The following is a 14,503-nucleotide window of genomic DNA, read 5'->3' as shown; positions in this document are numbered from 1 at the left end:
GACCAGCATGGCTCAGGAAATCGAACTCAAGCTCGCCCTCGGCGCTAGCGGCCCGCATGCGCTTCGCCAGCATCCACGACTCGCGAACCATCGCATGCAGCGTGCGTGGCTCGCCAACACCTACTACGACACGCCAGGGCGCGCCCTGGAGCACGCGCGTATCGCCTTGCGCATTCGCCGCACGCCAGACGGCTACCTGCAGACTCTCAAGACGGCAGGTAGCGGCCAGGGTGGCCTGCACGCACGCGGCGAATGGGAATGGCCGATCGATGGCGACGAACTGGATATCGACGGCATCCGCCAGCATGCGCCGGAGGCCATCGACGACGCGGATCTCGCCCAGCTCGCCCCGCGCTTCACCACCGACTTCACTCGCGAGCGCTGGGATGTCATCGAGGCGGACGCCACGATCGAGGTCGCGCTGGATATCGGCACCATTCATGCCGGCGAGCGGCAGGTCGCGATCCGTGAGCTGGAGCTCGAGCTCAAGGCAGGCAGTGCCGATGCCCTGTGGAAATTGGCTGCCTCTCTCGCGGACGGCGTAGCACTACGCCCCGCCAATGCCAGCAAGGCCCAGCGCGGCGCCGCCCTGCATGACGGCTGGACGCTCACCGACAACGCCGCAGACGCCCAAAGTCACTGGAACGCGGCGCTCGAGGCGCTGGATGCTTGGCAGGATACGGGGCATGCGGACTATCGTTACCGCGCCGGCAGTCATCTGGAGGCACTTGGCGGCAGCGCCGCTCACCGCTTGGCGAGCGCCTTGCGTGACGCCGACGACGCGCGTCTCGATACCTGGCTCACGCCCGAGATGAGCCGCGACTGGCTCGCCGCCTGGCACCACGCCACCACCTGACTGACGCGATGCAGGAGACCGACCTTTGACGTTGCCTTTCGAACCCGCCGACACGGGCCTGCGCAAGACGCTGTTCCACATCATCTTCGAGTCCGACACCAGGGCCGCGAAGATCTTCGACATCGTCCTCATCACGCTGATTCTCCTCAGCGTGGCGGTGGTGTTCGTGGACAGCGTGCCGAGCCTTCACGCCCGCTTCGGTGGGGCGTTCTACCTGCTCGAGTGGGGCTTCACGCTGCTCTTCACATTGGAGCTGGCGGTACGGCTTTACTGCCTGGAACGCCCGCTACGCTACTTGAAGAGCTTCTATGGCATCGTCGATCTACTCTCCATCCTGCCCACCTGGCTCAGCCTGCTGATACCCGGCGCCCAGTCGCTTCTCGTGGTGCGTGTGCTACGTGCACTACGCGTCTTCAGAGTACTGCGCTTGATGGAATTCGTCGGTGAAGGCCGCATGCTGACGCAGGCACTTACACGCAGCTATCGCAAGATCATGCTGTTTTTGTTCACAGTGCTGTTGATCATCACCATCTTCGGCGCCCTGATTTACATGATCGAGCCACCGGAGGCGGGCTTCACCAGCATGCCGCGTGCGATGTACTGGGCCATCGTCACGCTAACCACGGTGGGTTATGGCGACATCACTCCCACCACCCCGCTCGGCCAGTTCATCTCGGCGTGCATGATGATATTGGGGTACTCGATCATCGCCGTGCCCACGGGTGTCTTCTCGGCGGAGGTGATCCGCTCGATCCATGAAGAACGCTACTCCGAAGAAGCCTGCCCCGGCTGCGGACACGAAGGGCACGAGCGCGACGCCAAGTATTGCCGCAAATGTGGCACCTGGCTCGACGAAGACACCCAGGACCCCCGCCAGAGAGACGAGGCAGATGGTGCCTCCCCGTAGAGGCACTGAAACCATAGTCGTTTCGTGAGAGCCATGCCGGTGACAAGCCGGCGCGAGGATCATTCGTCATGGATGACGAATGTAGCGCCCAAGGAAGGGTTCATAGCGCCCTCGCGAAGGCTTGTCACCGCAGCTTTCCACCTTGCCCCCGTGCTTACTGGAACGGCGCCGTGTCGCCGCGCCCTTCACGGACGACGGTAGGCGGCATCTCGCGCATATCGACCACCGTGGTCGGATCCAGGTGGCAGGCGCCGCCGTCGATGACGGCATCGAGGTGCGCGCCAAAGCGTTCGCGGATCGCCTCGGGGTCGGTCATTGGTAGATCGTCGTCGACGGGGATCAACGTCACGCTCATCAACGGCTCGCCCAGCGCCGCGAGCAACGCATGGCTGATGCGATGATCCGGCACGCGAACCCCGATGGAGCGCCGCTTGGGATGCAAGAGCAGACGCGGCACCTCGTTGGTGGCGTTGAGAATGAAGGTATACGGCCCCGGCGTATGCGCCTTGAGCAGGCGGAACACGTCGTTATCGACCTTGGCGTAAGTGCCGATCTCGGACAGGTCGGAACACACCAGCGTGAAGTTATGCTTGTCATCCAGCGAGCGCAGCCACTTAATCTTCTCGATGGCCTTCTTCTCGCCCAGGCAGCAACCGAGCGCATAGCCCGAATCGGTCGGATAAGCGATCACGCCGCCACCGCGCAACAACGAGATCGTCTGATCGATGAGCCGTTTCTGCGGGTTGTCGGGATGAATCTGAAAGAACTGGGTCATGCCTGCCTCCTTGGGCCGGAAGAACGAACCGGAAGAACCGAGGACCGAACGTGCTGAGTAGCGAAGGCGCTGGGCCGCACGACGTGCCTCGTCCCCAGCATTAACCTTACGCGGCGAATCTCGCAAGCCTGGGGTGACGCCACACCGGTGTCACCGAACAGCGTGGCGGCGCACTCATCACGCCCGGTGCCAGCGGCCCGCCCGGATAGTGGAAATCGCTGCCCTGCGATCCCATGAGATCACGCGCTTCGAGCTGACGGGCCAGGTCACGCCCCACGTCGGCGTTCTGATGCCCGCTGATCAATTCGGCGGCTTCCCCGCCAGCCTCGCGGAAGCTGTCCAGCAGTTGGCTGCGCTTGCGATGCGTGAGGCGATAGCGCAGCGGATGCGCGAGTACCGCGATGCCCTGGCTGTCGCGAATCCATTCGACCACTTCGCTGAGATACGGCCAATGGGTCTTCACATCACCGGGCTTCCCGGCGCCCAGATACTTCTTGAAGGCCGTCGGCATGTCCGGGACCAGGCCCGCGGCCACCAGAGCCTTGGCGAAGTCCGGCCGCCCTAGAGGACGCTCGCTGCCGGCCTGCTCGCGGGCACGCGCCAGGGCGTCTTCGAGGCCGATCTTTTCCAAACGTCGGGCGATTTCCTGGGCCCTCGCTACACGAGCCTGCGCCTGCGTCTCGAGCCCGGGCACCAGGGCGCCACTGGCACCCTCGGGCAACAACGCCACCACGTGAATGCCGATACCCCGCCACAAGGTGGATAACTCGCTCCCCGCCAGGCAACGCATACCCAAGCTTTCGGCATGGCGCTGGGCCTCGGCGACACCGGCCACGGTGTCATGATCGGTCAGAGAGAATCGCGTGACGCCCTTGGCGTGGCAGGCGTCGGTCAACGCTTGGGGCGATAGCGCGCCATCGGAGGCGGTCGAATGCATGTGCAGGTCGAGGCCGAGATCGGCATCGAAGGTATCGGGCAGGGGCGGTAAGGGTTGGCTCATGGGCATGACGCGGTGCGGCGTCTTTGTCAGAATAGGCTCGCCATAGTGCTCGCTCGCGCTGCGCTGGGTCAATTCCCGTGCCGCGCCGGCACCTCACAGGATGCTCGCCGATGAAAATGTTCTTGGATTTTCTGCCCATCGTATTGTTTTTCGCGGTGTATCACTTCAGCGGCGATATTCTGCTCGCCACCCTGGTGCTGATTCCCGCCACACTGCTGCAGGTCGCCTTCATGTGGTGGCGCTACCGCCGTGTGGAAAAGATGCAGTTGGTGACCCTGGTACTGGTCGTGGTCATGGGCGGGGCGACCGTGCTGTTTCACAACGCGGCATTCATCCAATGGAAGCCGACCGTGGTCAATTGGCTGTTCGCCTTCGCGTTTCTGGTCGCGCCGCTGTTCGGTGGCAAGACACTCGTGGAACGCATGATGGGCAAGGCCATCACGCTTCCCGCCGCGACCTGGCGCCGCCTCAACCTCGCCTGGGCGCTCTTCTTCATTGTGCTGGGTGCGATCAATGTGTATGTCTTCAAGACCTACGACGAGGCCACTTGGGTCAACTTCAAGCTGTTCGGCATGCTGGGGCTGACCCTGTTGTTCGTGATCGGCCAGGGTCTCTACCTGGCGCGTCACATGTCCCGCGATACGCTTCATCAAAACGACCACCAGAAGGATGACGTCTGATGCTTTACTCGATCGTTAGCGACGATGTGCAAGACAGCCTCGAACGCCGCAAGGCGGCGCGTCCCGATCATCTGGCGCGTCTCGAGAAACTCCGCGACGAAGGGCGCCTGGTACTCGCCGGCCCCAGCCCCGCCGTGGATGCCAACGACCCGGGCGAGGCCGGCTTCACCGGCAGCGTAGTGATCGCCGAGTTCGACAGCTTGCAGGATGCCCAGGCGTGGGCCGACGCCGACCCCTTCGTGATCGCTGGCGTCTACGCCAAGGTCACCGTCAAGCCGTTCAAGAAGGTCTTGCCGTAACCGCACGTTTATCCACACCTGGGCGCCAATCTTTTGTGCACACCAGGTGTGGATAAAACTGTGAAAAGGCGGCGGACGGCTTTCTAGATAGCGGTCGTCACGCCGCCTTGCCGATTTCGATTAATTTTTAACCAGTCTTTGACCTGGTAGCGAGTGCCATGCCCGCCGTTTCGCGTCCCCTGCCGCCGTTGACCGCCCTCGCGCCGCCCGAGCTGGAATGGCGTGCCGACGATATCGGCGACGCACCCTATTCCAGCGTTCATGAGGATGTGTATTTCTCGCGCCACGATGGCCGCGCCGAGACTATGCATGTCTTTCTCGAGGGCAATCGCCTGCCCGAGCGATTCGCCGCATGGCAGAAAGCGCGCCCCTTCGTGATCGGCGAAACCGGCTTCGGCACCGGCCTCAATATGCTCTGCGCCTGGACGTGTTTCGAGCGACACGCCCCCGCCCAGGCGCGCTTGCACCTGGTGTCGACCGAGAAATATCCGCTCCCGCGTGATGCCTTGGCACGGGCACTAGCGATCTGGCCCGACCTGGCCGCGCATGTTCGCCCGCTGATCGACCAATGGCCCGAACCGCTCAGCGGTGTGCACCGGCTATGGCTTTCTGAGCGCGTCACCCTCGACCTGCACTTCGGCGATGCGGCCGAGCGTCTGACGCGTCTCGATGGCCGTGTGGACGCCTGGTTTCTGGATGGTTTCTCGCCGGCCAAGAATCCCGACATGTGGCAACCGGCGCTTTACGAGGCAATGGCCACCGTCAGCCGCCCGGGGGCGACCTTCGCCACCTTCACCTGCGCCGGCGTCGTCAAGCGCGGCCTGCGCGACGCGGGCTTCACCTGGCGTAAGACGCCCGGCTTCGGCCGCAAACGCGAGATGCTGTGCGGCGAGATCGCCGAGCCACCGCATGATACGCGGCGCGCGGCGACGCCCTGGTTCACACCGCCCGAAGCATCTACCGCGCGGCATGTGGTGGTCATCGGCGCGGGGCTCGCCGGGACCAGCGTGGCCGACGCCCTGGCCCGCCGCGGGGTCGCGGTCACGCTGCTCGAGCGCGACGCCCCCGGTGCGGGCGCTTCCGGCAATCGCCAGGGGGCGCTCTACGTCAAGCTCGCCGCCGAGACCAATCCGCAAAGCCGCGTCTACCTTGCCGGTTTGCTGCACACCCGGCGCTGGCTGACCGCCCTCGACCCCGAGCAGCGTCTGTGGCAGGACAGCGGCGTGCTGCAACTGGCGCCCGGCACCAAGGAAGCCGCCCGCCAGCAGCGCTTCCTGGCCCATCACGCCCTGCCCGAGCGCGTGGTGCACGGCGTAGACGCCGCCACCGCGAGCCAGGCCGCCGGCACACCGCTCGACGCGTCGGGACTCGACTATCCCCAGGCCGGTTGGGTGCGTCCCGACCGGTTGTGCCGACAACTGGCCGCGAGCCCCGGCATCACCCAGCGGCGTGGCGAGGCGCGCGATCTCGACTTCGATGCCGACGCCTGGCGCATCGCGCTGACCGATGGCGCCACGCTCACGGCCGACCATGTGGTCGTCGCCACCGCCCACGAGACACCGCGCTTCGCGCCTCTGGCCGGCCTGCCGCTCAAGCCGATTCGCGGCCAGCTCACCCACGTGCCGGTGCCCGCCGATGCGCCGTCATTGGCACGCGTGGTCTGCGCGGGTGGGTATGTCGCCCCGGCGATGGAGGGCGTGCTCAGCCTCGGCGCGACCTTCGCCCCCGGCGATACCGACACCGCCGTGCACACGACGGATCATGCGCGCAACCTGGATGAATTCACCGCCACCCTACCCGCCTTCGCCGAGGCGCTGCGCGCGGCCGGCGTCACGCTCGACCCGGCCGCCTGCGAGGGCCGCGCCAGCCTGCGCGCCGCCAGCCCGGACAAGTCGCCCTATGCCGGGCCGGTGCCCGTGCGCGAGGCCTGGCTCGACGACTACGCCGTGCTCGGCAGTGATGCGCGTCGCATCCCCAACACGCCGGGACGGCATCACCCCGGCTTGTGGGTCAGTGCCGCGCACGGCTCGCGGGGGCTGGCCAGCGCACCGCTGTGCGCCGAGGTCATCGCCTCCCGCCTGTGCGACGAGCCGCTGCCGCTGGAACGCGAACTGGTCGACCATCTCCATCCCGGTCGACGTCTCATCGCCGATATCATTCGCGGAAACGCTACACTGTCGGCATCATCCAAGCGCGACGAGCCCCCGACGTCACCGAACACGACCGAGACACCATGAGCCAGATTCCCCAAGCGGTCCACGAGCGGGCCGACAGCCTGCATCAGCAGCTGGACGACGCCAACTACCAGTACTACGTCGAGGACGATCCGCAGATCACCGACGCGGAGTACGATGCCCTGCTGCGCGAGCTGCAGTCACTGGAGGCCGAGCATCCCGAGCTGAAGACGCCGGACTCCCCCACGCAACGCGTCGGAGCGGCTCCCGCCGAGCGTTTCGAGGAAGTGACCCATGCCGTGCCCATGCTGTCGCTGGACAACGCCTTCGACGACGCGGAGCTGGCGGCCTTCGTCAAGCGCGTCGCGGACAAGCTCGAACACGACAGCGAAACGCTTCCGTTTTGCTGCGAACCCAAGCTCGATGGCCTGGCGGTGGCGCTGGTCTACGAGAACGGCCAACTGGTCCAGGGCGCCACGCGCGGTGACGGGCGCACCGGCGAGGATGTCACGCTCAATCTGCGCACCATCCGCTCGATCCCGCTCAAGTTGCGCGGCGACTCGATTCCGCCGCTGATCGAGGTACGCGGCGAGGTCTACATGCGCCACTCGGGGTTCGAGGCACTCAATGCCCGCGCCCGCGAAAACGGCGACAAGGTGTTCGCCAACCCGCGCAACGCCGCCGCCGGCAGCCTGCGCCAGCTGGATTCCTCGATCGCCGCCGCGCGGCCGCTGGAGTTCTGCGCCTATCAGGTCGCCCGGCTCGAAGGCGAGGATGACGCACACTCGCATTCCGATTATCTCAAGCGCCTGCGGACGCTGGGCTTTCGCACCAGCCCGCTGCTCGACGTGGTCAAGGGCGAGCACGGCGTGATCGACTTCTGCCACCGCCTGGGCGAACAGCGCGAAGGCCTCGATTACGACATCGACGGCGCTGTGCTCAAGGTCGACAGCCTGCGCGATCAGCGCGAACTGGGCTTCGTCGCTCGCGCCCCGCGCTGGGCCATCGCCTACAAGTATCCGGCCCAAGAGCAGATGACGGTACTCAACGACGTGGCTTTCCAGGTCGGTCGCGTTGGCACGCTGACGCCGGTGGCCAAGCTGGAGCCGGTCCAGGTGGCCGGCGTCACCGTCTCCAACGCCACGCTGCACAACATGGACGAAGTCGCACGCCTCGGCGTACGCATCGGCGATACCGTGGTCGTGCGTCGCGCCGGTGATGTCATCCCGCAGATCGTGGGCGTCGTCGAGACGCAGCGCCCGACCGAGACTCGCGCCATCGAGATGCCGGCCGAGTGCCCGGTCTGCGGCTCGCAGATCGAGCGCGCCGAGGGCGAAGTCGCGGCACGTTGCTCCGGCGGACTGTTCTGTCCCGCCCAACGCAAGGAGGCGCTGAAGCACTTCGCCAGCCGCCGCGCACTGGATATCGACGGCCTGGGCGAAAAGCTGATCGATCTGCTGGTCGAGCGCGACTGGGTCAAGACACCGGCGGACCTGTTCCGTCTCGAGGCCGACAAGCTGGCGGAACTGCCCAGGCTGGCGGAGAAGTCCGCCAACAACCTGGTCAACGCGCTGGAAGCTGCCAAACGCACCACGCTGGCACGTTTCGTCTATGCCATCGGCATTCGTGAAGTGGGCGAAGCCACCGCCGCGAGCCTGGCACGTCACTTCGGCTCGCTGCAGGCGCTTTCAAAGGCGTCTCTGGAGGCGCTGGAAGCGGTCGAGGACGTGGGTCCGGTCGTCGCCCGGCATATTCACACCTTCTTCCGCCAGCCCCACAACCAGGAAACGCTCGAGGACCTGCAGGGGGTCGGCGTCACCTGGGAAGAGGTCGAGATCGCCGGCCGTCCCCAGCCGCTCGCCAGCCAGACCTGGGTGCTCACCGGGACCCTCGAGAGCATGACCCGCGATGACGGCAAGGCGCGTCTGCAGGCGCTCGGCGCCAAGGTCTCGGGAAGCGTCTCCAAGAAGACCGCCGCGCTCGTCGCTGGCGAGGCAGCGGGCAGCAAGCTCGAAAAGGCGCGCGAGCTCGAGGTGGAAGTGCTCGATGAGAGTACGTTCCTGCAACGACTCGCTGAGTGGGAAAACGCGGAGGAAAACCAATGAGCGGACGCTTCATAGAAGTGCCCTACCGCATGCTGCCGGCCGATACGCTGGATGCGTTGCTGGAGGGTTTCGTCACCCGCGAAGGCTACGACACGACCGATGAAGGCGAAGGCATGCCGGCCTGGGTGCGCGAGCTCAAAGGCCAGCTCGAGCGCGGCGAGTTACTGATCGCCCATGACCTGCAAACGGAGACCACCGAGGTCATGACGCTGGAACAATGGCATGCGTTCGGACGCCAACTGGCCGACGACGAGGAAGAGGGCTGAGTCGCTTCCCGGCGTACCCCGCGTCAAACGCAAACGGCGCCCTCCAAGGGGCGCCGTTGATCGTTTCGCCGGACCGAATCCGGCTAAGAACGCTTCAAGTAAAGAACATTGGCACGAGGATGCTGGAGATCAGCAGGATCAAGGCGCCACCCAGCCGCGAGGAGATCTGCGCGAAAGGCATCAGCTGCATGCGCTTGGCGGCGGAGAGTACCGCGACATCACCGGTGCCGCCCATATTGGCCATGCACAGCCCCGCGGTAATCGCCGACTCGACGGGATAGAAACCGACCAGCTTGCCGACCAGCCCGGCGCCGAAGGCGGCCCCGGCCACAACGGCGAGCACGATCATCACATAGGTCGGCGTGATGGCATCGATCACCTGGCCGAGATCGGTATAGGCAATGCCGATCCCGAACAGCAGTGCGAAGGTCCAGTTCTTGGCGACGAACTGGAACCACTGCGAGGCGGACTCGTTGATGCTTTCCGGCACTACGTTGGCGATCTTGAGCACGGCGACCAAGATGATCATCAGCGCATAGGGGTGCAGCGGGATGAAGCTACCCAGAATCTGCCCGGCGGTGAAGAACGTCAGCGCAGCGACGACACCGATGCCCAGCTTGGAGAGATCGAAGGTGCTCTTGCGCTCCTCGATTTCCACACCCGGCATCATCTGACCGTTACCCGTCAGCTTCGGAAAACGCTTGGCCAAGCCGTTGAGCAGGCCCGCGATGATGATCGCGAAGACGTTACCCAGCGCCAGCGCCGGTACCAGAATCGAAATATAGTAACTCGCCGGCTGACCGAGAAGCTGCTCGTAGATCTGGCTCAAGGGCACCGCGCCCGCGCCCATGCCACCACCGAGAATCGGCAGCGTGATGACCACCAGGGCGTCCTGCGGCGAGAAGCCCATCAATGCGCCAACGATCACCGCGAACAGCCCCGCGAAGAACACCGCGCAAATCAAGGGGAGCGCGTAACGCGAGCCGACCTTGACCAACACCTTGGAGTCCATGCCCAGGATACTGCCGGTAATCAGAGCGGCGATATAGAAATTGAGGAAGCCCCCGCCTTTCATGAACTGGGTGACATTCTCGGAGATACTGGTAGGCAACCATCCCACATAGACCAATGCGGCCGCGCCGAAGATGGCCAGGATCGCGCCACCGCCCAGGTAGCTTTTGACGATCGGCAGGCGATCACCGATGAAGCCCAGCAATTCACCGAGTATCATCATGACCAGCAAGGCACCGATCATGCCGCTGGGCAGCGTGTCGGTGAACATGGCCACGACCATGACAGCGAAAGAAATAAAGAAAACCGGCAGTGGCATGCCGAAGATGCGCAACGTACCCAGCGCGCTCGAAGCGTGCTGGGTATCGTCCAGGCTTTGTGTAGCGGCACTGGTATTCATTGGCGTGCTCCCATGTGTTGGAATCCACCCGCGCGGGCGGAGAACGTGAACGCCGCCGAGGATAAGCCGCACGTGCCGTGAACCAAGCTTTGCCAACTTATTAAAGCGTTTTGAAATTATTGAAAACGACGACCTTGTATCCGGCATAGCACGTCACGCTTGGGTATTACACCAAGGTCGAAAATCACCCTATATGGCCCGATGCGCATGCCCCGCTTGCCGACAGTTCGTCTCAATGTGCTGATCTCGCTACTCGTCGCCTCGACGGTGATCGTTACGCTGGGCGTGGCATTGTGGATGTTCGATGCCACCCTGCGCGACACTCAGAAAGACGCCCAGGCGGCCCGTGTCACCGATATCGCCCAGGTCGTGGCGTCGCGACGGCGTGTCGTCAACGTGCTGGAGGACGCAGGAGAAAAGCGCGATTTCGCCGCCGATAGCGACGTTCAGGGGGAAATCGACGCCTTGCGCCAGCGTCTGAACGTGGACTTCATCGTGGTGATGAATCCCCATGCCATTCGTCTCACGCACCCCGACCCAACGCGTATCGGTGAGCATTTCCAGGGCGGCGACGAAGGCCCGGCACTGCAGGGCGAGCATTATGCCTCGCGGGCCGAGGGAACGCTGGGCGTCAGCATTCGCGGCTTCGCACCGGTACGCAATGATGCCGGCGAGGTGCTCGGCGCCGTCTCGGTGGGGGTGACACTGGATACGCTGGGCGCCCGTCTGTCCGACAACCGTCTGCACATGGTGCTGGGCATCGCGTTTCTAATGATTCTCGGCACCCTGGGTGCCAGCTGGCTGGCCCGTTACATCAAGCGTGTGCTGATGGGTCTGGAACCGCACCAGATCACGCGTCTGGTGGAAGAACGCCAGGCGATTCTCGGCTCGGTGCACGAAGGCATTCTCGCGGTGGATGTCGCCGGGCGTATTACCCTGACCAACGCTGCCGCCTGCTCGCTGCTAGAGCAAGCGGGCCTGAAAGCGCCGGCACTGGGCACGCCAATCATCGACTATCTACCGCAAAGTGGGCTGCCGGATGTGTTGCAAAGCGGCGAGGCGTCGCTTGACCAGGAAGTCTTCATCAACGGCCAGACGCTACTCGCCAATCGCATGCCGATTCGCCACCAGGGCCAGGTGATCGGGGCAGTGGCCACCTTCCGCGACAAGAGCGAAGTACGTCTGCTCGCCGAGGAGCTGACCGGCGTCCGACGTTACGCCGAAGCTCTGCGCGCAGCGACGCATGAATTCAAGAACAAGCTGCATGTCATGCTCGGCCTGATGCAACTCGAGGAATACCCCGCACTGCACCGCTACCTGCGCGACGTGGCGGACCACCATGTCGCGCCGGGGGCGTCCCTGGTCGAAGGCATCGGCGAGCCGGTGTTGGCGGGCTTTCTGCTCGGCAAGCAGAGCGAGGCCCGCGAACGCGACATTACCTTGACGGTGGACGTTGAGGACGCCATCCCCGCGCCGCAAGACCCCGCCATGATTCACACGCTGGTCATCGTGCTGGGCAACCTGCTGGAGAACGCTTTCGATGCCGTCGACGAACAACACGAGCGCCACGTCACGCTCACCATGGGCGTCGACGCCGCCCTGCTATCGCTGCATGTACAGGACACCGGCCCCGGCATCCCCGAGGCCATGCGAGAGCACATCTTCGCCAGCGGCACCTCGTCCAAGGGGCACCAACGCGGCCTCGGGCTGGCGATGGTGCGCGAGCATGTCGAAGCACATGACGGTACCCTGGCCCTGTATTCTGAACCCGGGCGCGGCACTTTGATCGAAGTCGCCCTACCCTATCCCTCGTCGTCCACCACCGAGAATTGAGCGAGCAATGAGAACGCCGGCATGAGCGATACGCCACTGCAAGTACTCATCGTCGAGGATGACCCCATGGTCATGCGCCTCAACGTCGAATACCTCAACCGACTCGATGACGTCGCGCTGGTCGCGCAATGCGGCGATGTTCCCGGTGCCCTGGACGTGCTGGAGCGCGACGCCGTCGACGTCATCCTGCTCGACGTCTATCTGCGCGGCCGCAACGGGCTGGAAATCGTCCGTTACCTGCAGCGGCTGGGCCGCGACATCGATGTCATCCTGATCACCGCCGCCAGCGAGACCGAGACCGTGCGCGCCGCGCGGCGCCTCGGCGTGCGCGATTATCTGGTCAAACCCTTCGAGTTCGAGCGTTTCAAGGTCGCCGTCGATGCCTGCCGACGCGTACGCGCCACACTGGAGCGCCTCCCCGAACAAGCCGACCAACGCGACCTCGACCGGCTTTTCCAGCCCGTCAGGCCACGCCAGACGCGTAGCGATGGGCTGCCCAAGGGGCTGACGACGCCTTCATTGGCGCAAATCGCCCAGGCCATTCTGAGTATCGACGAGGAAACCTTCACCACCGAAAGCCTGATACCGGCCACCGGCATGTCTCGTGTCTCGGTGCGCAAGTATTTGAAATACCTGACCGAGCACGGCTATCTCGGTGAGTCCTTCCACTACGGTCAGGTGGGACGCCCTTCGTTCACCTACCGCTGCCTGGATACGACCGCCCTGCAAGAGCTCCTGACGACTAAGCACACGACATAATGACATCGGCCATCGTCGGGCATAAAAAACGAGGCCCCTAAGGGCCCCGCTGACTTTCAAGAACAGCCGTCTTCAAGAACAGATAGCGTCGAGAACAGGCAAGAATCGCGACGCTAACGCTCTCAGTTCGCCTGATAGCGATGCAGGCGATGGCGGCGCTCGAATTCCTGCACACGCTGCCGGGCGAACTCCACCGTTTGCGCGGTCATCACGCTGCGGTTTTCGTCCTTCAGCTCGCCGCTGAGATTGCGTACCAGCACCATGGCGGTTTCGAACATGGCCTCGAACGCCGCCGCGCTGTCATGCGCGCTGGGCAACGGCATCAAGAACGTCACCCCCGGCGTCGCGAACTCGTCCATGTCATCGAGATCGAACACGCCCGGTTTGAGCACGTTGACCATCGTGAACTGCAAGGCGCTGTCGTCCGACTCGGTCTCGAAACGGTGGAAAACACCCATTTCATGGCAGTAACGCAACCCGCAGGCCAGCATCAGATTGAGCAGGTCCGGCCCCTGGAAGCCCGCCTCATCGCGTGACAGGACGCTGATGACGATGACTTCCTCGGCGTCGGACAAGGCCTCGCGTGCACGATCGGCATGCACCGGATTACGCTTGGCACGCTCTACCGCCGGGTGATCGGTGACCACCTCGCGGTGCGCCGTACGTTCCTCGGCACGCGCTGGCTCCTCGGCACGCATTGGCTCCTCGGCCTCTTCATCCGTGGCACGCGCCGCCGGTGGCTCGTCAGACATTGCCCGCCGCGTAGGCGCTTCCTCGCGACGACGCCGCGGCGTCTCGTCCATTGCTGGACGCGCCGCATCGGCGCGTGCCGAGTCGGGCGCAGGCTCTCGGGCCGATGATGACTCAAGCGTCGGTTCGTGATGCGGATGCTCATCAGTCACGCGCTCATCATCGTGGTCACGAGACGCCGTGAAGCGCTGGGCCGAGGCGCTCATACGCTGAGCCCCTGCACGCACGGCATCCTTCATGCCCTGCATGCCGGAACGCTTGCCCTCCTGAGCATCATCATCCCGATGCGCATTGCCCTCATAGGCACTGCCTCGGCCACGCTTGAGCACGCTGGGCTTGAGCTTTTCCTCGGGGATTCGCTCCTGGCGCAAGGGCGATTCCGGCCGTACCGGTTCACGCTCCTCGCTACGATCGAAGGTGGCATCGCGCACGACACGCGCACCTCCATTGGGCAACTCCCGCCGGACCTCAGCCTCACGGGCCGCTTTTTCCGGATCCTCTTCCTCGGCGTCCCTGCCCTCGGATACCTGACTATGCTCTGCCTGGTCGAGGCGCGGGACGCGGCGCTGGCGCTGGAGCCGACGCACACCGTCAATCACGATGGTCGTTACCAGAACCAACCCCAGGATGATTAGCCACTCTCTTAGTTCCATGGGTCGTCTTGCCTGTTCGCTATTGGCGCCATGAT

The 14,503-nt window shown here is 64.4% G+C and carries 13 protein-coding genes; 9 read left to right on the top strand and 4 right to left on the bottom strand.

The window, feature by feature from the left end; genetic code table 11:
• Window positions 1-7: 7 nt before the first annotated feature.
• Together SR908_RS10980 and SR908_RS10975 are read left to right on the top strand one after the other, a co-directional pair.
• A complete protein-coding gene (locus SR908_RS10980; RefSeq protein ID WP_246922281.1) occupies window positions 8-856 on the top strand; it encodes a CYTH domain-containing protein in 849 nt (282 codons plus the stop codon).
• A 25-nt stretch (window positions 857-881) separates the two neighbouring features.
• Window positions 882-1,763: an ion transporter gene (locus SR908_RS10975; RefSeq protein ID WP_246922283.1), complete on the top strand. Its 882-nt coding sequence runs from the start codon at window positions 882-884 to the stop codon at window positions 1,761-1,763.
• A 154-nt stretch (window positions 1,764-1,917) separates the two neighbouring features.
• Here the strand turns inward: SR908_RS10975 and SR908_RS10970 are convergent, their stop codons facing one another.
• Window positions 1,918-2,538, bottom strand: coding sequence for an L-threonylcarbamoyladenylate synthase (locus tag SR908_RS10970; RefSeq protein WP_246893919.1), 621 nt, complete (start codon window positions 2,536-2,538; stop codon window positions 1,918-1,920).
• 106 nt (window positions 2,539-2,644) lie between these two features.
• Complete coding sequence (locus tag SR908_RS10965) at window positions 2,645-3,538, bottom strand: PHP domain-containing protein (protein ID WP_246922285.1); 894 nt, start codon at window positions 3,536-3,538, stop codon at window positions 2,645-2,647.
• A 110-nt stretch (window positions 3,539-3,648) separates the two neighbouring features.
• Between SR908_RS10965 and SR908_RS10960 the strand changes: the two genes are divergently transcribed.
• From SR908_RS10960 to SR908_RS10940, 5 genes are all read left to right on the top strand, one after another.
• Window positions 3,649-4,218 carry a septation protein A gene (locus SR908_RS10960; RefSeq protein ID WP_075369499.1) on the top strand — a complete coding sequence of 190 codons (570 nt, stop codon included), beginning with the start codon at window positions 3,649-3,651 and terminating at the stop codon, window positions 4,216-4,218.
• Window positions 4,218-4,517 carry a YciI family protein gene (locus SR908_RS10955; RefSeq protein WP_040239724.1) on the top strand — a complete coding sequence of 100 codons (300 nt, stop codon included), beginning with the start codon at window positions 4,218-4,220 and terminating at the stop codon, window positions 4,515-4,517. The genes SR908_RS10960 and SR908_RS10955 overlap by 1 nt, the downstream gene beginning before the upstream one ends.
• 158 nt (window positions 4,518-4,675) lie before the next feature.
• Window positions 4,676-6,754 (top strand): bifunctional tRNA (5-methylaminomethyl-2-thiouridine)(34)-methyltransferase MnmD/FAD-dependent 5-carboxymethylaminomethyl-2-thiouridine(34) oxidoreductase MnmC, encoded by a 2,079-nt coding sequence (mnmC, locus tag SR908_RS10950; RefSeq protein ID WP_246922287.1) that lies wholly within the window; start codon window positions 4,676-4,678, stop codon window positions 6,752-6,754.
• Window positions 6,751-8,796, top strand: a complete 2,046-nt coding sequence (ligA, locus tag SR908_RS10945; protein WP_246922289.1) for an NAD-dependent DNA ligase LigA — start codon at window positions 6,751-6,753, stop codon at window positions 8,794-8,796. Before mnmC ends, ligA begins: the two co-directional genes overlap by 4 nt.
• Window positions 8,793-9,062, top strand: a complete 270-nt coding sequence (locus SR908_RS10940) for a YheU family protein (RefSeq protein ID WP_246922292.1) — start codon at window positions 8,793-8,795, stop codon at window positions 9,060-9,062. Before ligA ends, SR908_RS10940 begins: the two co-directional genes overlap by 4 nt.
• Before the next feature lie 94 nt (window positions 9,063-9,156).
• Here the strand turns inward: SR908_RS10940 and SR908_RS10935 are convergent, their stop codons facing one another.
• Window positions 9,157-10,473, bottom strand: a complete 1,317-nt coding sequence (locus tag SR908_RS10935; RefSeq protein ID WP_246922295.1) for a 2-hydroxycarboxylate transporter family protein — start codon at window positions 10,471-10,473, stop codon at window positions 9,157-9,159.
• 207 nt (window positions 10,474-10,680) lie between these two features.
• On the opposite strand from SR908_RS10935, the gene dcuS reads away from it, so the two are divergent.
• Window positions 10,681-12,306, top strand: coding sequence for a DcuS/MalK family sensor histidine kinase (gene dcuS, locus SR908_RS10930; RefSeq protein ID WP_246922298.1), 1,626 nt, complete (start codon window positions 10,681-10,683; stop codon window positions 12,304-12,306).
• 21 nt (window positions 12,307-12,327) lie between these two features.
• Complete coding sequence (locus SR908_RS10925) at window positions 12,328-13,065, top strand: response regulator (RefSeq protein ID WP_246922301.1); 738 nt, start codon at window positions 12,328-12,330, stop codon at window positions 13,063-13,065.
• 122 nt (window positions 13,066-13,187) lie between these two features.
• Here SR908_RS10925 and zipA read toward each other — a convergent pair whose 3' ends face one another.
• The gene (zipA, locus tag SR908_RS10920; RefSeq protein ID WP_246922304.1) at window positions 13,188-14,468 is read right to left on the bottom strand and encodes a cell division protein ZipA; all 1,281 of its coding nucleotides are present in this window, start codon (window positions 14,466-14,468) and stop codon (window positions 13,188-13,190) included.
• Window positions 14,469-14,503 lie beyond the last annotated feature (35 nt).

The sequence above is a fragment of the Chromohalobacter canadensis genome (assembly GCF_034479555.1).
GTDB classification, from domain to species: domain Bacteria; phylum Pseudomonadota; class Gammaproteobacteria; order Pseudomonadales; family Halomonadaceae; genus Chromohalobacter; species Chromohalobacter canadensis.
This window is presented reverse-complemented; position numbering and strand designations above follow the sequence as displayed.